The organism is Methanobrevibacter sp. AbM4 (assembly GCF_000404165.1).
Taxonomy (GTDB): Archaea; Methanobacteriota; Methanobacteria; order Methanobacteriales; family Methanobacteriaceae; genus Methanarmilla; species Methanarmilla boviskoreani.
On record NC_021355.1, the window covers coordinates 1,620,714 to 1,642,916 of the forward strand.

A 22,203-nucleotide genomic window follows, 5' to 3' on the forward strand; every position below is an offset into this window, starting at 1 on the left:
TTGTTAAAAAATATTATTATTTAACTATAATAATAAAATATTATTAAAAGTTATATTGATTATACAATATAATTAACATTTATTAATTATAACATATTAATTACTACTAAAATATATTTAAAAACCCGAAAAGGTGATAATGTGAAAATATTAGTTGCATATTATTCAAGAAGCGGTAACACCAAAAGATTTGCAGAAATGTTAAGAAGAGATTTAGATGCAGACATAGAAGAAATTAGGGATAATCAAAGTCATACTGGTACAGGAGGATATTTAAAAGGAGCAATAGAGTCCGTAATAGGTAAAGGCTCATCTATAATTGTGACAACTAAAGATCCAATAAATTATGATTTGGTACTTATTGGAACCCCAGTATGGGCATCATCACCTGCAAGCCCTGTAATAACATATATTGAAAATAATAAAAACCGTTTCAAAAAGGTTGGTGCATTCTGTACCATGAAAGCTAATGGTGATGATAAAACATTCCAGAAAATTAGTGAACTTACTGGTAAAGACCTTGTAAAAAGCCTTTCCATTACTGAAAAGGAAATGAAAAGTCCAAACAAGAAAATTAAAGATTTTGCAGATGAGATTAAATTATTATAAATTTTAAATTCAAAAAAAATCTATTTTTAATTATTTTTCATTCCCCTTAATTATTTTTAAGATTAAATAAATAAAAAAAATTTAAAACTAGTTAAAATCACCACATTAAAATCAATTATAAAATTTTATTAATATTAAAATACAAAATTTAATTATTAAGTAATTAGAACTGAAGAATTAAATTTTTAAAAAAGATATTATCTTAAATAGATTAGAATTAAGTAATTAATATTAGAATTGAAAAAATTTTATTCTTAAAAATAGCTAATTATTGAAGGATCAATAGTTAAATATTAACTATTAGAAAAGGTGATTTAATGAGTGTGACTGATGAGGTACATGATTTTGATTTTGCTGCCTTTATTGCTGGAACCGGAATATTTGTTGGTTTAGCAGTAATAGGATATCAATACGCTTATGATTGGGCCATACCTTTCTCAGCAATAGGGCCATTATATATAGGATATAAATCTAAAAGCTATTTACAATCTTTTATTGTAGGTGGTCTATCAGGTATATTCCTAGCAATCGCTTCCATATATGGATTATTAGGACCTATGGTAAATCCAATATTTTCACCAATTATAATGAACATTATGATTGTCATAGCTTGTTTTATTATTGGTGGATTTATATCAATTGTTGGTAATCTCTTTAAGGTTAACAGAGATCAAGCTTTAGAAATGGCTGAAGCCGAGAAAAAAGGTAGTAAAAATGTCAAGGTAGGTAAATATCCTGCAGAACCTGGAATTAATAGAATTAAAAACAGATTCAAAAAGGATAAAAATACAGACAACAGAAAAACCAGCAAAAACATTAAAAAGTAAAAAGGATAATTAGAATTCTTTTTTACTTTCCTTATTAAAATATAAAAAACTTATTTTCAACATTAATAATTATTATTTTAAAATTAGATTCTAACTAATTTTCGATAAATTTAAATTTTTACATTAGCTAATATCCGAATTAGATATCAAATGTCCTTTTTAAAATAAATAATTTATAAAACAACCTAATAATAGAAATAGATAATTAAAATAATTAAAAAAAAATTATCTAACAGATTAACTTAATAATAAAAATAGATAATTAAAATAGTTAAAAAATTATTTAACTAACTATTTTAAAGAAAAAACATATTTTAGTCATCAAGACCATTTTAAAAAACTTTAAGAAGATTTAAATTAATTATGTGATAACTTTATCCAATTGGTCAGTTTCAATTGCCTTTTTAATTTCAACAGCAATTCTTCTTCCCATACTCATACCTTCACCATATTTAAGGTGAGTGTATGCGGAACCATCCATAAATGTGTTAGTTCCACCATCAGTTCTTGCACTAGTTTCAAATACAACCAGTTCAAGATTATCATTTACAAGAGTTTGTAAACAAAATGGACCGTTTAATCCAGGAGCCACTAATTCCTTAGCACTTTCTACCAATTTATCTCCTAAATCAAATGCCTGAGTAAGTAATGATTCCCTCATTACAACAGGATGATTACCAGTTACAACATATGAAGGAGAAAGATTTGAAGCCATTTGATCTTTTGCAGGTATTCTTACCAAACCGTCAATATTAGATTCATATCTACTATCCATACCCATCAATTCAACTTCATCATCTAAAGCAGAATAGAAATAGTGTATACAGTAATTACATCCGGATACATATTCCTCAATATGTGCATTAGGAACATCTTCGTCGGTTAGCCATCCACGTTTCTTCATGGATTCAATCTTTTCATTGAATTCTTCTTGAGAAGAACAAATAAAGTAACCTCTTCCACCTCTAGCACCTGGGAATTTAACCATTACTTCACGGTCAATACATTCAGGACCATCAAATTTCTGAGGAATTCTTAAATTACCATTAACTAACATTTTTCTTTCTTTATCCCTTTCAGCTTCCCATCTTAAAATATCCCTATTACCAAACATAGGAACATTAAATTTATCCTCAATATTATCTAATCCAGCATATGCCACAAAAGAACCATGAGGAATAACAATTGCATTCATATCCCGAAGTCTTTGCTGAACATCTTCATTTACAATATCGCTGAATTTGTCCACCATGATAAACTCATCAGCAACACCGAAACGTTGATATGGAACTTCACGGCCTTTTTCACAGACAACAGCTGTATGAAAACCTTCTAATTGAGCTCCATGAAGTATATGTAAAGAAGTATGGCTTCCTAATGTAGCTATAGTTATATTATCTTTATCATATCCCTCTAAAATATCTAAAATATGCTTTTTATCTACTTTTCCCATTTTTAAAATCTCCTTTCTAAAATTAGAAATACAATTTACCTTATGTTTTTTAGAAGTAATAAAATTTTTTATTTAATATTTCCAACATGAAAGAAATAATTATTTGAATTCTAATTTGAAAAAAAGTCCTTTAAAATCGATTAAATGACAATATTATCCAAATTAATAAAAATAATATTAAATTTAAAATTTTTATATAAATATTTAAATATTTAGGATTTTATTAAAAATAGTTCAATGAAAACTTAAATAAAATTCAATCCAATATATTTTATATACTAATTAGATAAACTATATTATAATAAATAAAAAAGTGATAAAAATGTTAATTGGATTAATATCTGATACTCATCTACCTAACAGAGCTACAGAAATACCTGAAAAAGTTTTTGAAACATTTGAAAATGTGGATTTAATATTACACTCAGGAGACATATGTTCATTTGATGTAATAGACCAACTAAACAAGGTAGCGCCTACCCTGGCTGTTCGTGGAAATATGGATCCATTTACAGAGGAGGAATTGCCTTCCTCAAGGATTATTGAAAAGGAGGGTTTAAAAATAGGTTTAGTACATGGTATTGTACATCCTAAAGGAGATTTAGACCAATTATACTATATTGCACGGGAATTAGATGCTGACATACTTGTTAGTGGACATACCCATGTTCCATCAATTAACACAATAAGGGATGTCCTATTAGTAAATCCTGGAAGCCCTACCAATCCCAGATTATCAGACCCATCAGTTATGGTGATGGAAATTAATAATAAAAATGTGGACATTAATGTTATAAAAGTTGGAAAACCAGTATGTGCCGCATTAAACTTTAAACCACCAAAACATGAATAAATAATTTTAAAACCTATTTAATTATTTTATTGATGAAATAAAATTCTTAAACTAAGAAAACCAATTTATTTAATAATAAATCAAATTAAATTAGAAATTAAATGTAATTTATCTAGTTAAAAAATCAAACCAAAAAAAATCAACAATAGAAATTACTTAATTGTTAAAATGTAATTTATCTAGTTAAAAAATCAAACCAAAAAAAATCAACAATATAGTTTATTTAATTGAAATAATAAAATTCTTAAATTAATAAATTATAAAATTACTATTTTTTTATTAAAATATTTATAATCTTTAAATCACTTTTTAAAGTAAAAATATTTTAAACAGCCATTATAAAGTAAATAATAATTAACTAGTTTTTATATTAAAAAAAGGAATTGTGATAAAATGGGTAGTAGATGGGAAATGGAAAGGAAGAATGACCCTTACTATAAAAGAGCCAAAGCTAACGACTATCGCTCAAGAGCATCATATAAACTTAAACAATTAGACAAAAAATATAGGATAATAAGAAAAGGAGATACTGTTGTAGATTTAGGTGCAGCTCCAGGAGGATGGTCCCAAGTGGCACTTGAAAAAGTTGGAGAGGAAGGAATTGTAGTGGGAGTTGACTTAAATAGGATTAAACCTCTACCTGAAGACAATTTCTATAGAATTAGAGGAGACTTCACAACAGATGAGGTTCAAAATAAAATTACCCAGATCATAGGTGGAAAAGCAAAGGTAATTGTCTCAGATGCCGCACCCTCCCTAACAGGCATTAAAGATTTGGACCATCTAAGATCAATTGATTTGATTCAGGTAGTAATAGACATTGCAGACAATATTTTAGAACCCCATGGAAACATTGTGATTAAAGTATTCCAAGGCGGGGAATATAAACATCTAATTGATGGTATTAAAAAGAAGTTTAAAATTTTAAAAACAACCAAGCCTCCATCCTCCCGTAAAAAAAGTTCAGAAATGTACATAGTGGGTATTGGATTTAAAAAATAATTAAAATCTTTTAAATCTACTTTTTTTTTAAATTGGAACCATTATAATTTTCAAAAATTACTTAAAAACATCTATTTTTATAAAACAATAAAAAATTAAATAAAACAATAAAATATCTCATTTTAAACAATTAAATAAAAAAACACTATCTCTATAGAACAAACAAAAGTTAATGTGATAATATAATAAGAAGATATCTGCAAAAAATAACAAGAGATGCTTATTTTTATATAACAAAATGAATTCTTAAATAAAATAAAAAAAATCATTTTAAGACCTAAATAAAAGGGATAGCCCTATAAAACAATGAATCAAATAGTCAATTTAAAAAAATAGTTAACAAAAATAGAATACAATTAATAAACATTTTAAAAACAAATAAATTAAAACTAAAAAAATAGTTAACAAAAATAGATAAAAAAAGAAAAAGGAAAAATATTAATATGTAGAACCTGTAGCATTATCTACCATTTCACGGGTAAGATTAAGTTCCTGTTTTGCAATAGTAATCCTATTATTTACTTCATCAGCAGACTTACCTGCGGCTAAAGCACTTTCTACATCATCAATATCCCCACTTGATCGTGTTAATTCTAATCTCAAATCATCATATTGTTCTGAATCCATTGAACTAGAACTTTCATTAAATTTAGCTTCTATATTGGAGTAATTTGATTTTAATTCGGATAACTCATCATACTGATTTCCAGATGATATTCCAGTAGTAATGCCTGATGAGACCATGTTAAAACCAATATAAGCTACAACAACAATTGTTGCAATTATCATTATGACACCTAATATAGATACTAACATAGATGTAGATTTAAACAAATTTAATCTTGATTTCTTCATAAAAAATCCTCTAAAAAATTGTTAAAAAATTTAAAAAATCGTATTTTTATAAAGTAATAAATTATATACTAAGTTTACAACTTAAACATATATGTTTATTGAAAAAATAATTAATAAATTTAACTTTTTTTAAAATTATAAAAATAATTATACAAAAAATAGATGTTTTTCAAAATCGAATCACCATATTGGAGTATACAAACAATATAAAAGAACCACATTAATCTTTTATATAAAAAGTAAAATCAATTAATAAAAGATAGATTTATTAAGATTTTCCAACTTTTAAAATAAAATCAGACTAATAAAAAAATAGATTTATTAAGATTTTCCAACTTTAAATAAAAATTTTTTTTATAAAAAATTTTTTAAATAATATAGTTTAATAATAAAAATTTACAAACATTAATTACACTAAAAATTTAGGGTATATTATGAGTCCAAGTGAAAAAGTTAATACAACAATTACAAAATTTGAGGAATTTTTCTCAACACAATACAAAGATGAAGTATTTGATGTTTTAGAGAAATATCCTGAGGAAAAATCCATAACTATCCAATATAATGACTTGGAAATGTTTGATCCAGATTTAGCTGACCATCTAATCGATGCACCAAATGATGTTTTAAGTGCAGCGCAATCTGCAATTAGAAATATTGATCCCCTTGTTCAAAATGCAGATATTAATGTTAGAATAGCTAATTTATCAAATGTTATCCCTCTTAATATATTATTAAGTAAATATATTGGAAGTTTTGTAGCAGCAGACGGAATCGTGAGAAAAACAGATGAAATCAGACCTAGAATTGAAACTGCTACTTTTGAATGTAGAGGATGTACTAAAAAATACGAAGTAGAACAAACATCACAGAATCACATAGTAGAACCATCAATGTGTCCAAACTGTGGAGGAAGATCATTTAGGTTACTTCAAGAGGAATCACATTATATTGATACTCAGACTGCACGTATGCAAGAACCTTTAGAAAACTTATCTGGAGGTACTGAACCTAAACAAATGTTGATGGTTCTTGAAGATGATCTTGTAGATGAGCTTAACCCTGGAGACAAGGTTAGGATAACCGGAGTTTTAAAAACATTCAGGGAAGATAGAAGTGGTAAATTTAAAAATTACATATATGTTAACCATATTGAACCATTAGAACAAGAATTTGAAGAATTAAAAATTAGTGAAGAAGATGAGGAAAAGATCATTGAATTATCACAGGACCCCCACATTTATGATAAAATCATAAAATCTACAGCACCTTCCATTAGAGGATACCGTAATGTCAAGGAAGCAATTGCACTACAATTATTTGGAGGAGCTGCTAAAGTCTTAGAGGATGATACTAGATTAAGGGGAGATATTCATATTCTTATTGTAGGAGACCCAGGTATCGGTAAATCCCAGATTCTTAAATATGTTTCCAAATTAGCTCCTAGAAGTATTTACACCAGTGGTAAAGGTACAACTGGAGCAGGTTTAACTGCAGCTGCAGTAAGAGATGAACTAGGAGGATGGTCTCTTGAAGCAGGTGCACTTGTACTTGGAGATCAGGGAAATGTATGTGTTGATGAATTGGATAAAATGAGAGAGGAAGACAGATCAGCACTTCACGAAGCTTTAGAACAACAAACCGTAAGTATTGCAAAAGCAGGAATCATGGCAACTTTAAACTCAAGATGTTCAGTACTTGCAGCAGCAAACCCTAAATTTGGAAGATTTGATAGATATAAAGCATTAGCAGAGCAAATTGATTTACCATCCCCGATTTTATCTCGTTTTGATTTGATATTTGTAATTGAAGATAAACCGGATGTTAAAAACGATTCAGAATTAGCACAACATATTCTTGATATCCACCAGAAAAACTCTGTTGAGTATGCAATTGAACCGGATTTACTTAGGAAATATATTGCTTATGCACGTAAAAATTCAAATCCAAAATTAACCAATGAAGCAATGGATGTTTTAAAAGAATTTTATGTATCAACCAGGAATAGTTCATCTGAAGAACAAGGACCAGTTCCAATTACAGCAAGACAATTAGAGGCTACTATTCGTTTAGCAGAGGCTAGTGCAAAAATAAGATTAAAGGATGAAGTTGAAGCTGAGGATGCTAAGGAGGCAGTTAAACTTCAAATGGCTTGTCTTAAAGAGGTTGGTGTTGATCCTGAAACTGGAGAAATCGATATTGATAAAGTTGAAGGAAGAACCCCAAGTTCAGACAGGGATAAAATGCAGAAGGTAATTGAAGAGATAAGTAGCCTACAAGAGGAATATGGTGATCAAGCACCATTAAATGTTTTAATATCCAATCTCGAAGATAATTATAATATTAGTGAAGACAAAGCAGAACGTATTATACGTACTCTTAAACAAAAAGGAGTTATCTATGAACCAAGTCATGGATATTTAAAACGAGTATAATATTTAAATAAAATTGAATCTTTTAAATTAGATTTTTCTAGATACTATAAGAATCATTTAATTTAATTTAAATAAATAAAATCCAATTTCCTCCATTACATTCTTAAATAGAAATATAAGAAATGTTGAATTTTAAAAATTTTTCATAAATTAAATAAAAAACTATTAGAATTATAATAATATTTTAAAAAAAATAATAATCATTATATAATTATAAAAATATATATAAAGATATAGATTATGAGATGGATATAGGTAATTATTATGGAAATGATGAAGAAATCAATTAATGCGATTTTAGCTAACATTAATACTGCAACAAAATATTTAGATGAAGATACAATTGAAGAGTTTTTAAATGGAATTTTAAATGCCAATAACGTCTTTTTAATGGGTGCTGGAAGAAGTGGTCTTGTTGCAAGGGCATTTGCAATGAGGTTGATGCACCTTGGAATCAGTACATATGTTATAGGTGAGACAATTACCCCTGCAATTAATGAAGGGGATTGTTTAATTGCAGTTTCAGGTTCAGGTGAAACAGAATCAATTGTTGCTGCAGTAAAGAAGACAATTGAAAGAAAAGCATTTGTAATGTCTTTGACCTCAAATGAAGATTCCAGTATAGCAAAATGTTCTAAAACCCATATTTATATTAAAGGAAGAAATAAAGAAGATATTGATAAAGAATCAGAAAGTGAAGATTATACCAATAGACAGATAGAAGGAAATTATACTTTCTTTACACCATTAGGTACTGCTTTTGAAATAACATCCCTTGTTTTCTTAGACGGACTTATAACAGAACTTATGGGTAAAATGGGTAAAACCGAAGCAGATCTTAAAGCAAGACATGCAAAACTAGAATAAATTCATTTACTATTCAATTTATTTAAAACTATTTTTAAATTTAAAAACTTTATTTTATTTTATTGCATAAAATTGAAGATTCAAAAAAATATTCTGTTAGAACAATATAAAATAAACTTAACATGTTTAATAAAAATCTATTTTTAAAAGAACTTTAAAAATTTATTAAAAAATAACAAAATATAAGTTATATTAATAAGTGATTAAAATTATAATTATATTTAATATATTTTATAAATAACTTTAATCAAATAATATTTTTATTAATATTTTTAATTTAATTATCATTATTATTTAATCATTAAGAACCTAAAGGAGTGATATTCATGGAAGATAAAGAATATGAAAAATTATTAAATAGAGCAATTGACGAATTACCTCCAGAAGTATTCGAAACAAAAAGGTTTAAAATACCAAGAGCTTACTCTGATATTCAAGGAAACAGAACTTTTATTAAAAACTTTAAAGATGTTGCAGAAAAATTAAATAGAGATCCACAACATCTATTAAAATATTTATTAAGAGAATTAGGTACTGCGGGAAACCTTGAAGGAGGAAGAGCAATCCTACAAGGTAAATTCACTCATTATTTAATTAATGAAAGAATTGAAGATTATGTTGACAAATATGTTATCTGCCATGAATGTAATAGGCCAGATACTATTATTGTAAGGGAAGACAGAATTTTCTTACTTAAATGTTTAGCTTGTGGTGCTAGAGCTCCAGTTAAACCATTATAAATTCTTTATTTTTTATTTTTAATATCTTATTTATTTTTAAACTTCTTAATTAAATTTTTTGATGTGTAGTTATGTTTTGTCCAGAATGTGGTAGTTCTGATAAAGAGATGATTGGTAATATTTGTATTGACTGTTTTTTAAAAGATTATCAATTCTTAAAAATACCTGAAAACATTAAGATTACAGTATGTAAACATTGTAATGCTAAATATTATCAAGGAAAATGGATTGATGAGGATATTCCTGAAGAGGAAATAATTTACCGTACACTTGAAGATAACATCGAAATCGATGACATGATTGAAGATGAAATCATCGATCTTGAAATCGTTCAGATGAGAGGAACAATAGCCGAGTGTACCATTGATGCAATAGGTGAATTTAAAGGAAGGGAATTAAGAGAACATTATAATACTAATGTGCAAATCAAAAATTCAACATGTCCCACCTGTTCTAAAAGAAATTCAGGATATTATGAAATAGTAATACAACTAAGAGCCGATGAAAGAGAACTTAAACCGGAAGAAATTCAGAAAGCCGATGAAATAATATATAACGTTTTAAATAAACAATTTAAAAAAGATAAATTAGCATATCTTCATGAAAGGGCCGTTTTAAAAGAGGGCATTGATTATTATATTGGATCCTATAAATCTGGTAAGAAAGTGTTAAATGGTCTTAAAAATCACTTTGGTGGAACAAGTAAGGAATCTCCACGGCTTATCTCAGAGGACAAATCTACTGGAAAGAGATTATATAGAATTTGGGTATCTTTAAGACTTCCTAAATTTCAAATAGGTGACATTATTGAATTTGAAGATAAAATAGGCCAAATTATTGATATTAATGCAGATAAAACCCTTGCATCCAATATTAAAACCTGTGAAAAATTCTCATTTTCATGGGCAAAATATGATAATGTTAGAATTATTGAAAAGAAAGAGGATATTCAAAAAACCTCAGTAATATCAAAATCCCCAAGTAATCTTGAGATATTAAATCCCGATGACTATTCCGCATATGATATCGATATGCTTGAAGAGTATAGGGACTTTAATATTGGAGATGAAATAGAAGTCGTCAAGGTAGATGAAATATTTTACCCATTACTTACAATTAAAAAAAATTAAACTAATCATAATTACAAAAAATAAAAATCATAATGTGATGATATGAATAACGAAGAAAAGATCGAATTAATAAAAAAAGGAACTGTAGAAGTAATTGAAGAAGAAGAATTAAAAGAGATACTATCTAAAGAAAACCCAATAGCTTATACAGGATATGAACCTTCCGGTAAGATTCATTTAGGACATGCAATTACCATAATGAAATTAAAACAATTACAATCAATTGGATTTAAAATTAAGATTTTACTTGCAGATTATCATGCATTCTTAAATGGTAAGGGAACCGTTGAGGAAATAGCTAAAACTGCAGAATATAATAAAAAATGTTTCCAAGCTTTAGGTCTTAATGAGGATACAGAATATATATTAGGATCCAGTTTTGAAACAGAATCTGAATATACCAATATTGTTTACCAATTAGCTACTTTAACTACCTTAAAAAGAGCAAGAAGAAGTATGGATATGGTAAGCAGGGATGATGATAACCCTAAAGTAGCGAGTACAATTTATCCATTAATGCAGACTGCAGATATGGTTTCCCTTAAAACAGATATTGCCTTAGGTGGACTTGAACAAAGAAAGATTCAAATGTTAGCAAGGGAAGAATTACCAAAATTAGGTTTGAAACCACCAGTCTGTATCCACACCCCATTACTACATGGTCTTGATGGAGCAGATAAGATGTCTTCAAGTAAAGGTAATTTTATTGCAGTGGATGATTCCGAGGAAACAATTAAAGATAAAATCAATAAAAGTTACTGTCCAAAAGGTGAAGTCGAAGGCAATCCAATGATTGAAATAGCTGAGCATTTCGTATATCCTTACCAGGAAACATTGCTTATTGAAAGACCTGAGAAATTTGGTGGAAACCTTGAATTAACTAAAGAAGAGTTAATTAAAATATATGGTGAAGGTAACTTACATCCAATGGACTTAAAAAATGGAATCAGTAATTATATGATTGAATTTTTAAGACCAGCAAGAGAATTTATGGAAAAAAATTAAATTTCCTGAATTTTTTAATTTTAGTTAATAGCTAAACAAGGTGGTAAAATGAATGAAGACGATTATGAAATGAGAGTTCCCAATGGTGTTGGAGAAAGAATGCTTGCGGAAGCATTTGAAAAATTCGATGTTGAATTAAAACAATCAGAATATGGCCCAAAACTCATTGGTTCCAAAGAAGAGTTAGAAAAAGCTCAAAAATTCTTATATGATGAAATTGAAAAAAGACTTAAAGAGATTGAAGAAGGTTCTAAACCTAAATAATCTTTCTATTTTTATCTTTTAATATACAACTGATTTTCATGGATGATAAATACATAACAGTCTCCCAACTAAACAGATATGTAAAAAGTTTACTTGATAAAGATCAAGACTTAAAAAAGGTATATTTAAGAGGAGAAATCTCTAATTTTAAACAATACTCAAGTGGACATTGTTACTTCACTTTAAAGGATAAAAAAAGTTCCATTAATGCGGTTATGTTTAAGTCCTATGCTAATTTTCTTAAATTTAAAGTTGAAGATGGTATGCAGGTATTAATCAGAGGAACAGTTAGCCTATATCCTGAACGTGGTAAATACCAGATATATGTTAAAAGAATGCAAGTTGATGGAAAGGGAGATTTACTTGTAGCATATGAACAATTAAAGAGGAAATTATCCTCCGAAGGTTTATTTGATGAGGACAATAAAAAACCGATACCAAGGTTTCCGAGGAGAATTGGAGTTATAACCTCACCTACTGGTGCTGCAATTAAAGATATTATTACCACCATTAAAAGAAGATGGCCATATACAGAAATCATATTATTTCCGTCATTGGTCCAGGGAGAACTTGCAGGTAGAAACATAGTAAAACAAATAAGGAAAAGCCAGAAATATAACCTTGATACTTTAATTATCGGAAGAGGTGGAGGAAGTATTGAAGATTTATGGCCATTTAATGAGGAGATTGTTGCAAGGGCGATTTCCTATTGTAACATCCCCACAGTAAGTGCAGTAGGTCATGAAAGGGATTATACCATAGCCGATTTCGTTTCTGATTTAAGAGCCCCTACACCAACTGCTGCAGGAGAATTAGTTGTACCGGATAAAGAAAGCGTTAAGTCAAAAATTGATTACCTGCATTCTAGGGCTTTTAAAAATATTGAAAATAAAATAGATAACTATCAAAAGGAATTAGGGAATATTAAATCCAAAAGTCTGTTTACAAATCCCGAGGAAATATACGAACTTAAGGAATTGGATCTAGATAACTTTAAAAGCAGATTAGAATATAGTGCCAACAATTTAATAAAATATAAAGAACAGGACATAAACAGGATTAAAGATTCTTATCTTTTAAAAAACCCCTATTCCCTGGTGAATAAAAAATATGACGAATACTCAAATATAAGCTATAAATTGAAGGTTGAATCAGAATCAATTATTAACAAAAAAGAGAACCAGTTAAATAGATTAAAGAATTCTTATCATATTAAGAATCCAAACTATATTTTAGATAAGAATTTTAATAAATATATTGAGTTATTTGAGAAATTAGAATTATTAAACCCACTAAATACCTTAAAAAGAGGTTATACATTAGCAAAACACAATGGAAAATATATCAAATCATCAAAGAATCTTAAAAGTGGGGACACGATAGAAGTAGAATTCAACGATGGAAATATTAATACCAAAGTAATATAAGAGGATAAAATGGAAAACAACAACTTAGAAGATTATTATAAACAAAAAAACATTGAAGACAATAGCTTTGAAGAGAATATTAAAGAATTAGAGGATATTGTAAATAGGTTAGAAAGTGGAGACATACCACTTGATGATGCCATAAAAGAGTTCAACAAAGCAATGACATTGGTTAAATCCTGTGATGAAAAATTAAAAGAGGCCAAAGATTCCATATCCAAAATTGTAAAAGAAAATGGAGAGATTATTGATTTTAATTTAGAGGAAAATAGCGAATAAATTAATCAGTTATACAATCTTTACATATTCCAAGTAATGGTGCAACTTTAATTTTAATATTATGTGCAACCATCCTAGGACCACTATTTCCATCAATTACTGTAAAATTATCATGTTTATCTGCAAGTTCCAGATATTTATCTTTAACAGAAGATAAAAACTCTTCATTTTCAAATTCATCCCTACCCTCTGTTCTAGATACAGAGGTTTTCAAATCCAAATCAAGTAATATCACCATATCTGGAATCTTAACAAATTTATTTATCTCTTCAATCCAATCTGCAGGTTCCTGATATACTAAACTAGAATAAAAAGATCTATCACTAATGACCACCTTATTTTCTTTTTGAAAACTTTCAATATCATTCATAAGCAATGTCCTATCTGCTGCAAAAAGTAGACCCAATGTTTTTTGCATATATTCTGAAGTGGCATTCTCATCTTGTAATAATTTTCTTATAAGTTTACCAATATCACTATCTGTAGGTTCCACTACAGTTTCTACCTGAAAACCATTATTAACTAACCAATCTTTTAATAGTTCTATTTGTGTAGTTTTACCTGCACCATCAATTCCCTCAAATACAATATACATAGAATCACTATTATAAATTAAATAATTTTAAAATATTCTAATAAATTTAAAATAAATAAAGATTAAATAATTAATTATTATATAATGTTTTTTAATTTCAAATTATAAAAATTTACCATTATCGTTTTATTAATTTTAAGGAGATATGAAATGAATCTTAAAGAATTACTTGCACCTGCAGGATCATATGACATATTCGTAATTGCCATAAATGCAGGAGCTGATGCGGTTTATTTATCTGGACATCGTTATGGGGCAAGAGCATTTGCCGAAAACTTTACCTCTGAGGAATTAGAGCAAGCTGTTAGATATGCTCACTTAAATGGTGCCACAGTACATGTTACTGTAAATACATTAATGAATAACTCAGAGGTTATATCTGTTTTAAAATATCTTCACTATCTTTATAGAATTGGTGTTGATGCTGTTATTATACAGGATTTGGGAATTGTAAATCTAGCCCATGGATTCATTCCAAATCTTGAAATTCACGCATCCACCCAGATGACCATTAGAGATTATGAAAGTATTAAATGGGCCTATAAACAGGGTATGTCACGTGTAATATTACCTCGTGAGATGAGTGTTAATGAAATATCCAGAATTTCAAAAAGATTAAAAGAAGATAAGATACCTATGGAACTTGAAGTCTTTGGTCATGGTTCTTTATGTTACTGTTTAAGTGGAAAATGTTACATATCTTCATTTAACAATGGCAGAAGTGCCAATCGAGGTGCATGTACCCAACCTTGCCGTAATCAATATAGGCTCAGATATCATAACCATACAATAAGTAATGGCTGTTTAATCTCAACACATGATCTTGCAACTTACAGCAATCTTAAGGAAATTTCCGATGCAGGTGTTTGTTCTGTAAAAATTGAAGGTAGACTTAAGTCTGCAGATTATGTAGGTACAATCGTCCATTCATATCGTAATATGCTAGATATCCTTAAAAAACATGAAGAAAATGAGAAATTAGGAATCAATAAAGAAATTACAATAGATGGTAAAACCGAAGAGGAAATCGTAAAGGAATTAAAATATGATTTAGATTTAGCCTTTAACAGATATTACACAAATGGATATATTTCAAATGATTCCCCAGGAGATGTGATGGGAAGGGAAAGTTCATATCACCAGGGAATCTATATAGGAGTGATTACCAATATTGACGGAGAACTTATCACCATTGATACAAGCAAGAAACAACATCCAGTTACACTTCAGAATGGTGACGGAATAGGATTTAAATATAGGGGAAAGATCAAAGGTATTTACATCGACAACATAATAAAACAGACAGACAACGAAATTCAATTGAATACTACAAGGGATGTTCGCATTGGAACTGAAGTTTACCTAAGTTATTCCAAGGAGGCCCATGATAAACTTAAGAAATATACAAAAGAACAAATCAAACCAAGCTATCCAATGACTTTAGATTTAAAAATTGATGAAAACAGACATATAAGCGGAAGGATTACATTTGAAGTTAAAGATGACTCTGTCCAATACGATTATACCTCAGAGTATTCCCTTGAAGATGCTATTAAAAAACCAATTGATGAGGAACAGATTATAAAACAAATGTCAAAAACTGGAGGTACTCCTTTTTATATTAAGGACATAACTGTTGAAGAAATTAAAGATAGTTTATTCATTCCAACCAGTAAACTAAATCAAATCAGAAGAGAAATCCTAGATAAAGGTTCCGAGCTTCTTCTTGATTATTATATACCTGATAAGGATGAGGTTAAGGATATTAAAAAATCAATTAAAAAGTATGGAAAAGAATATAAAAACAGAGGTAAATTCCTAGAAGCCACAGAATCCAATTATGAGAAAAACTATAACAAATACATTGGTTTAAATGTTTATGTGGATAATTTAAATCTTCTAAGGGAGGTTTGTAAACACCCAATCATTAGAGTCTATTATGACGCTAACTTCAACTATAAAGATCCGAAAGACTTCTTCAATAATGTTTCAAAAGAACTGGAAAAGGCATATGAAATAGCCAATGGAGTGGAACTTGTTTGGGTTTTATCCTCATTCATCTCAGAAAAGGACATTGAAAAATCCAATAAGATCATCAATAGTCTTAAAAGAAAAGGGGTTTCTATTAATGTAATGTGTGATGCTCCAGGACTTGCAGATGTATTCGACTGTAAGGTTTATGGTCACCACAATCTCAATATTTGGAATAGTTATACTGTTGATACATTGATTGATAGTGGATTTGACGGTCTTACAATCTCTAATGAATTATCAAAAGATGAAATTAAAGAATTAACATTAAGAGAGGAAAATAAAGAATTCCCACTTGAATTACTTGTACATGGAAACCTTGAACTTATGACAAGTAAAGATGATTTTTCCAAATTAAATGAAGGAAAAAACCTCGAATTAAATGACAACAAAGATTATGTGACATTAGAAGATAAAAGACGTAAGCTTAAAATCAAAATTAGATTTGACTACAATCGATTTAGTCATTTCTTCAATAATAACTGTCTTTGTTTAATTGATGAGATAGACACCATAAAGAATATTGGTGTTACAAACATTGTACTTGATTGCAGATTTTCAAGTGAGAAATATGTATCTCAGATTATTTCATTATATACCCAGGGTATTAATGGAGAGACAGATGGAGAATCTCTTAAGCAAACCATTTCCAATATTTCCCAGTCCCCGTTAGATAATGGTAATTTCATTGACGGAAGAAGATTAGAAGATAAGAATTATTAGAAAATCGGATTTTCATAAAAAGAAAAGTATAAATATTTTATTGGTAACAATAATTATAAAGAGGTGTTATCATGACTGATTTAGATAAAGATACTGAAGCAAAAATCTTAGAAGTTGTAAAACCTTATCATAAAGAAGAGGATTATCAATTAAATTATCTTATTACTGATGATAATATAATTAACATATTCTCAAGCATTAACATAGGTAATGCAATTAAAACAGAAGATTTAAATAAAATAGCTGAGATTCTAAATGCTGAATTTATTGGATTTAAAATTGTAAACCAAGAATACAGATTTGCATTTCAATTATAAATTTATTTAATACAAATTTTTCTATTTTTTATTATTTTAATAAAAGCTTTTTTTATGATCTAATTAAGATTACTGATTTAAATTAAAATACATTGAGGTTGTAAAAAATTCAACTGATGGCTTGAATTTTTTTAAATTTGTTTTATTGTTTTGTAGTTTCTTATGATTTCTTTGGTTTGGAATTCGTTTTTTACTCCGTTTACTGTTCGGAATATGTTTTTTCTGCTTCTTGGTAGTGTTGTTCTGAATAATAGTTCTATTGTGTTGTTTGTTTTTGGTATGTTTTTGTTTTTCATATGATTTAAGTAGTTTTCTATGTTTTTGGTGATTTTTGGTATTTTTTTGGCTATTATTTCGGGTATTTGGTCTATTTCTTCTTTTAATTTGTTTATTCTTTTTGTTGCTGTTTTTATTTTTTTGGATTTGAATATTAATGATATTTTGTCCATGTATTTTTCTAGTTTTTTGATTTTGTGTTTGTTTTCTCTTATTTTAAATTTTAGAATGTTTAATTGTATTTTTAGGCTTTTTATTTGTTCATTTATTTTTATTCTTTTTTTGTCTGTTTTTTTGATTCTGCCTCTTTTGATTTGGATTTTACTTTGTAATTTTTCGATTTTAGTTGTTATTTTTTCTATTTTATTTTTGTTTGTTTTGTTTTGTCTTTTTAGTTTGTTTATTTGTTTGTATGCGGGTTTTCGTATTTCATGTATTAAATGGAATACACATTGTTGGTGTATTATGTTGTTTTCTTTGCAGAATTTTTTATAGATTGGGTGTCCGTCTGTTATTAGTACTTTTAGTTTAAATTCTTTTGTGGATTCTTTGATGAAGTTTTCGAACGTTTTTTGGTTGAATTTGTTTTTGTGTATTATTTTTGTGTTAATTGTTATTTTGCTTATTGCGTCTATTATGCTTAATCTGAGGTATGTTTGTCTTGATATGTTCAAATATTGTTCGTCGTAGTGGATTATTCCACTATATTCGATTTCATGTTCTTTGATTTGTTTTTTAATGTGTTTTTCGTGTTTTAGTATCCAGTCATCGATTTTTTGTTTAAATGTGTTGTAGATTGTTTGATGGCTTATATTTAGGTTTTCTGTTTTGTTTATGATGTTTGCAACTTTGTTATATGGTATATAGGTTTGTGTTTTGAATATTATTGCTTTTTCTTTTGTTTTCTTTGAATAATTGCAGTATTTGTCTTTAAATTTTGTTATATCTGTTGTTTCGTAGTGTTTGCATTTTTTCGAGCTGCAAACGTATTTTTGTAGATATATTTCGTGTTTTTTCTCGTATTTTATTTTGGTTAGTCCGTTTTTGTTTAGTGGTGCTCCGCATTTACTGCAATATTCTTTTTTCTTGACTATTATTGCTTTGTTAGTGGGTTCAGTTAGTTTTAAGAAGATAATTGCTATTTCAGGGTCTAGATCATTTGTGATTTTTATGTGATTTTTTTGTGTTTTTGAATCGAAAAAAATAAATATTTCTTCATTTAAATTATTAATTGTGGGTGTATTTTGCTTCATATTAATATATATGCCCACATTATTATTTAACTCTTTTTATGCTATTTTTCAGTTGAAATAGCGCTTATTATTTTATTATTTTGTATATTACTTTATATTAATTAAGTATTTTATTTTTAGGACTTGTTTTGTTTGTTTTTATTAAATTAGAGTTTTGTTTTGTTTATTTTGGTGTTATGATTTTCTGTTGTTATTTTGGTTCATTGTTCTTTTATTTTAATGTAACTTATTATTTTTTAGTTTTATGTTATTTTATAACTTTTGAAGTTGTATTTCAACTGTAAATTGTTTTTTAGTTAGAATTAGAAAAAATAAGTGGTTTATCATCAGTTGAATTTTTTACAGTCCCAATACATTTATTAAAAACTGTTTTTACTCCAGAACTAAATATTATTCCTAAAGTTAAATTAATAATAAAATTCAAGTTATTCTTAAAATATTTATAAAAACTTTCGTTTTTAAAAAAAAGATTAAAATATTTATTTAAGAAATTAAAAATCTTATAGATTTATTATTTAATAAAGATAAAATATTATTAATATAATTAATTTATGAGGATACTATGAAAATACCAGAATTACTTGCTCCAGTTGGAAACATGAATCATCTTAAACTTGCAGTATACAATGGTGCAAGTTCTATTTATTTAAGCGGTAAAGAATTCGGTGCCAGGAAATATGCGGAAAATTTTAGTCTGGAAGAGATTGAGGAAGCTACTAAATTTGCACATCTTTACAATGTCAAGGTTTATGTAACTGTTAATATTCTTATTAAGGAAAAGGAAATCCCTGAAGTAATAGACTATATTATTAAACTATATGAAATTGGCATAGACGGACTTCTTATACAGGATGTAGGTCTTATTAGAATCGTACATGAAATAATCCCCAACCTCCCCATTCATGCATCAACACAATTAAATATACATAATCTTGAGGATGTTGACTGGGCAAAAGAAATGGGAATTAAAAGAATAGTATTACCCCGTGAATTAAAACTTAAAGAGGCTAAAGAAATAACAAAATATGCTCATCAAAATGGTATTAAAGTTGAAATGTTTCTACATGGAGCATTATGTTATTCCTATTCAGGACATTGTCTTTTATCATCATATATTGGGGGCAGAAGCGGAAATAGAGGAAGATGTGCCCAACCTTGTAGATTAAAATATAGTTTATGTTGTGAAAATGGCAATAGTTTAGATGAAAATTTCCTCATAGAAAGCAAAAGAAAATACTATTTATCTCCAAAAGACCTTTCATTATATGACGATTTAGAGAGAATTCTTTTTGTAGATTCATTGAAAATTGAAGGAAGAATGAGAAACGAGGAATATGTTTCAGTTGTAGTTAATACATATAGACAAGCACTTAATAAATTAAGACATAATAAACATTTACCTCATAACGAGGAGTTAAGTCTTGTTTTTAATCGTAAATTCACACGTGGCCATTTACTCGATAATCCAAATAGAATAATGAACTATAAAAAACCATCCAATAATGGACTTTTTATTGGAAATGTAGTTGATTTTAATGGTAAGAATACAATCAAAGTAGAATTATCCGGCAAAACCATTCCTGAAAAAGGTGATGGAATATTAATTGAGGGGAAACCTTTAGAAAATAGCCAAAGGGATACATATGGATTTGAACTTTCAATCGATCCCAAGTTTGAAGACGATTTTCTTGTTCTAAAGACAATCAGAGAAAATAAAAACATAAATATTAAAATCGATAATAACTCCAAGGTTTATATTTCAAAAAGAAAAGCAATCAAGGATGAGACCAAACAAGGGTTAAATGGTGAAAACCATAGTTATAAAAAATCAGTACTTGATATCGACTTTAAGGTAAATAAAAATAGATATCCAATTATTAAAGGACACCTTAAATTAGGAAATGGAAAGACAGCTGAACTAAAATACAAGGGCAAAAATCAATGGGAGGAAGCTATAAATAAACCTGTAGATTCTAAAAAAATCAGAGAAAACTTCAATAAAACCGACAATTTACCATTTTATATAAAACATGTTAATGTTAATTATACGGACAATCTTTTTACCCCTATGAGTAATTTAAATAAGCTTAGAAGGGATTTTTACCAGAAATTAACCGAAGAGATAGAGGAATCATATATTCCAAAAGACCTAGATAAAGTTAAGTCAAACTATAAAGAGTATAAAAATAATTACTTTAAGAATAGATATAGTAAAACAGAGAAAAATTGCGAAAACAAGAATTTGTCCATTTATATTAATTCATTAGATGCATTAAAAGAGATCAATAAAAACCCAATATTTAAAAGGGTTTATCTAGAGATTCCTCCAAATGAAATGAATATTTTATCTGAAAATTATAAAGAGAGATTTAATATAAACTATTGCGTTAATTTCATTAAAAAAGCATATGAGTTAAGTTTGGATAAGGATTATAACCTTGTATGGATGTGGCCCAAAGTATGTTGTAGAGACACAATAAACGGTTTATTTAAAACACTTGGAATATTACATAAACTAGACATTTATACAGACATTATGGCCTCCAACTATAGATTAGCAGAAATATTAAAGAATTATAACATTAACGTATATGGTTCTCAGGGATTAAATCTTTACAATCATGAAACAGCCAATAGCTTAAATAGTTTTGACATACTTACAATATCTACAGAACTTTCAAAAGAGGATATTAAAGATCTACGTTCAAACTCAGATACCGATAAACTGGAAATTGTTATCGGCGGTATTCTGGAGGCAATGATTACAAGAAAGCCAATAATGTCTAAAAAAGATATTAAAAACATTAGAAAAGAATTAAACATTAAAATTTCCAAAGACACCGATTTGAATATCTCAATTAAAGACAAAAACAACCATTACTACCCGGTTAAAGGTACAATTACCGAAGATTTATACATATTATATTATGAAAGATTATCATTAATTAAAGAGCTAGACTATTTAAATAACATTGGCATGTCCAATTATGCCATTGATTTAAGATGGGAAAGTGCAGAAAATGTTAATAAAATCAGCGAAATATTTAGAAATGCACTAGAATCTCTTAAAAATCTAGATGACTTAAATCAGGACTTAATTAATAATTTTTGGTATAATGCAACCCAATTAAATTTTAACAGACAACTACAATAAATAGTTTTCATATGCTCTATCTAAAGAATATTATATATTAAATCCTTAAATAGAAATACTAAATTTCAATATGATTTTTTCAATAATCCAAAGATTAAAAAACTAACA

General features: G+C 27.8%; 19 protein-coding genes. 15 read left to right on the forward strand and 4 right to left on the reverse strand.

All coding sequences use genetic code 11. From position 1 onward, the window contains the following. The first annotated feature begins 141 nt into the window (after nt 1-141). On the forward strand, nt 142-609 hold the full coding sequence (locus tag ABM4_RS06875) for a flavodoxin (RefSeq protein ID WP_016358958.1): 468 nt from the start codon (nt 142-144) through the stop codon (nt 607-609). Between the two features lie 317 nt (nt 610-926). Further along, nucleotides 927-1,436, forward strand: coding sequence for a hypothetical protein (locus ABM4_RS06880; RefSeq protein WP_016358959.1), 510 nt, complete (start codon nt 927-929; stop codon nt 1,434-1,436). A 361-nt stretch (nt 1,437-1,797) separates the two neighbouring features. On the opposite strand, the gene ABM4_RS06885 is transcribed toward ABM4_RS06880, so the two are convergent. After that, complete coding sequence (locus ABM4_RS06885) at nt 1,798-2,889, reverse strand: formate--phosphoribosylaminoimidazolecarboxamide ligase (RefSeq protein ID WP_016358960.1); 1,092 nt, start codon at nt 2,887-2,889, stop codon at nt 1,798-1,800. A 322-nt stretch (nt 2,890-3,211) separates the two neighbouring features. Here ABM4_RS06885 and ABM4_RS06890 point away from each other — a divergent pair, with 322 nt between their 5' ends. Together ABM4_RS06890 and ABM4_RS06895 are read left to right on the forward strand one after the other, a co-directional pair. Next, a complete protein-coding gene (locus tag ABM4_RS06890; protein WP_016358961.1) occupies nt 3,212-3,742 on the forward strand; it encodes a metallophosphoesterase in 531 nt (176 codons plus the stop codon). 393 nt (nt 3,743-4,135) lie between these two features. After that, the gene (locus tag ABM4_RS06895; protein WP_016358962.1) at nt 4,136-4,744 is read left to right on the forward strand and encodes an RlmE family RNA methyltransferase; all 609 of its coding nucleotides are present in this window, start codon (nt 4,136-4,138) and stop codon (nt 4,742-4,744) included. 438 nt (nt 4,745-5,182) lie between these two features. Here the strand turns inward: ABM4_RS06895 and ABM4_RS06900 are convergent, their stop codons facing one another. Continuing rightward, nucleotides 5,183-5,533, reverse strand: a complete 351-nt coding sequence (locus ABM4_RS06900; protein WP_232216516.1) for a hypothetical protein — start codon at nt 5,531-5,533, stop codon at nt 5,183-5,185. 500 nt (nt 5,534-6,033) lie between these two features. Between ABM4_RS06900 and mcm the strand changes: the two genes are divergently transcribed. The 8 genes from mcm to xseB all read left to right on the forward strand — a co-directional run bounded on the left by mcm (nt 6,034) and on the right by xseB (nt 13,746). Next, complete coding sequence (gene mcm, locus ABM4_RS06905; RefSeq protein ID WP_016358964.1) at nt 6,034-8,034, forward strand: minichromosome maintenance protein MCM; 2,001 nt, start codon at nt 6,034-6,036, stop codon at nt 8,032-8,034. Nucleotides 8,035-8,298: 264 nt separating this feature from the next. Continuing rightward, nucleotides 8,299-8,901: a 6-phospho-3-hexuloisomerase gene (hxlB, locus tag ABM4_RS06910; RefSeq protein WP_016358965.1), complete on the forward strand. Its 603-nt coding sequence runs from the start codon at nt 8,299-8,301 to the stop codon at nt 8,899-8,901. A 326-nt stretch (nt 8,902-9,227) separates the two neighbouring features. Continuing rightward, on the forward strand, nt 9,228-9,641 hold the full coding sequence (locus ABM4_RS06915; protein ID WP_016358966.1) for a translation initiation factor IF-2 subunit beta: 414 nt from the start codon (nt 9,228-9,230) through the stop codon (nt 9,639-9,641). 71 nt (nt 9,642-9,712) lie between these two features. Continuing rightward, nucleotides 9,713-10,771 (forward strand): 60S ribosomal export protein NMD3, encoded by a 1,059-nt coding sequence (locus tag ABM4_RS06920; RefSeq protein WP_016358967.1) that lies wholly within the window; start codon nt 9,713-9,715, stop codon nt 10,769-10,771. 42 nt (nt 10,772-10,813) lie between these two features. Further along, nucleotides 10,814-11,776 (forward strand): tyrosine--tRNA ligase, encoded by a 963-nt coding sequence (locus tag ABM4_RS06925; protein ID WP_016358968.1) that lies wholly within the window; start codon nt 10,814-10,816, stop codon nt 11,774-11,776. Nucleotides 11,777-11,824: 48 nt separating this feature from the next. After that, complete coding sequence (locus tag ABM4_RS06930) at nt 11,825-12,040, forward strand: hypothetical protein (protein WP_016358969.1); 216 nt, start codon at nt 11,825-11,827, stop codon at nt 12,038-12,040. A gap of 38 nt (nt 12,041-12,078) precedes the next feature. Next, nucleotides 12,079-13,467, forward strand: coding sequence for an exodeoxyribonuclease VII large subunit (xseA, locus tag ABM4_RS06935; protein ID WP_016358970.1), 1,389 nt, complete (start codon nt 12,079-12,081; stop codon nt 13,465-13,467). 9 nt (nt 13,468-13,476) lie between these two features. Then, entirely contained in the window at nt 13,477-13,746 is a 270-nt protein-coding gene (xseB, locus tag ABM4_RS06940; RefSeq protein WP_016358971.1) for an exodeoxyribonuclease VII small subunit, read from the forward strand. A 1-nt stretch (nt 13,747) separates the two neighbouring features. Here the strand turns inward: xseB and tmk are convergent, their stop codons facing one another. Continuing rightward, nucleotides 13,748-14,341 carry a dTMP kinase gene (gene tmk, locus ABM4_RS06945; protein ID WP_016358972.1) on the reverse strand — a complete coding sequence of 198 codons (594 nt, stop codon included), beginning with the start codon at nt 14,339-14,341 and terminating at the stop codon, nt 13,748-13,750. Nucleotides 14,342-14,491: 150 nt separating this feature from the next. On the opposite strand from tmk, the gene ABM4_RS06950 reads away from it, so the two are divergent. Together ABM4_RS06950 and ABM4_RS06955 are read left to right on the forward strand one after the other, a co-directional pair. Next, the gene (locus ABM4_RS06950) at nt 14,492-17,095 is read left to right on the forward strand and encodes a U32 family peptidase (protein WP_016358973.1); all 2,604 of its coding nucleotides are present in this window, start codon (nt 14,492-14,494) and stop codon (nt 17,093-17,095) included. 71 nt (nt 17,096-17,166) lie between these two features. Further along, on the forward strand, nt 17,167-17,412 hold the full coding sequence (locus ABM4_RS06955) for a hypothetical protein (RefSeq protein ID WP_016358974.1): 246 nt from the start codon (nt 17,167-17,169) through the stop codon (nt 17,410-17,412). A gap of 131 nt (nt 17,413-17,543) precedes the next feature. On the opposite strand, the gene ABM4_RS06960 is transcribed toward ABM4_RS06955, so the two are convergent. Further along, the gene (locus ABM4_RS06960) at nt 17,544-18,941 is read right to left on the reverse strand and encodes a transposase (protein WP_016358496.1); all 1,398 of its coding nucleotides are present in this window, start codon (nt 18,939-18,941) and stop codon (nt 17,544-17,546) included. A 562-nt stretch (nt 18,942-19,503) separates the two neighbouring features. On the opposite strand from ABM4_RS06960, the gene ABM4_RS06965 reads away from it, so the two are divergent. Beyond that, complete coding sequence (locus ABM4_RS06965; RefSeq protein ID WP_016358975.1) at nt 19,504-22,095, forward strand: U32 family peptidase; 2,592 nt, start codon at nt 19,504-19,506, stop codon at nt 22,093-22,095. Nucleotides 22,096-22,203: the final 108 nt, after the last annotated feature.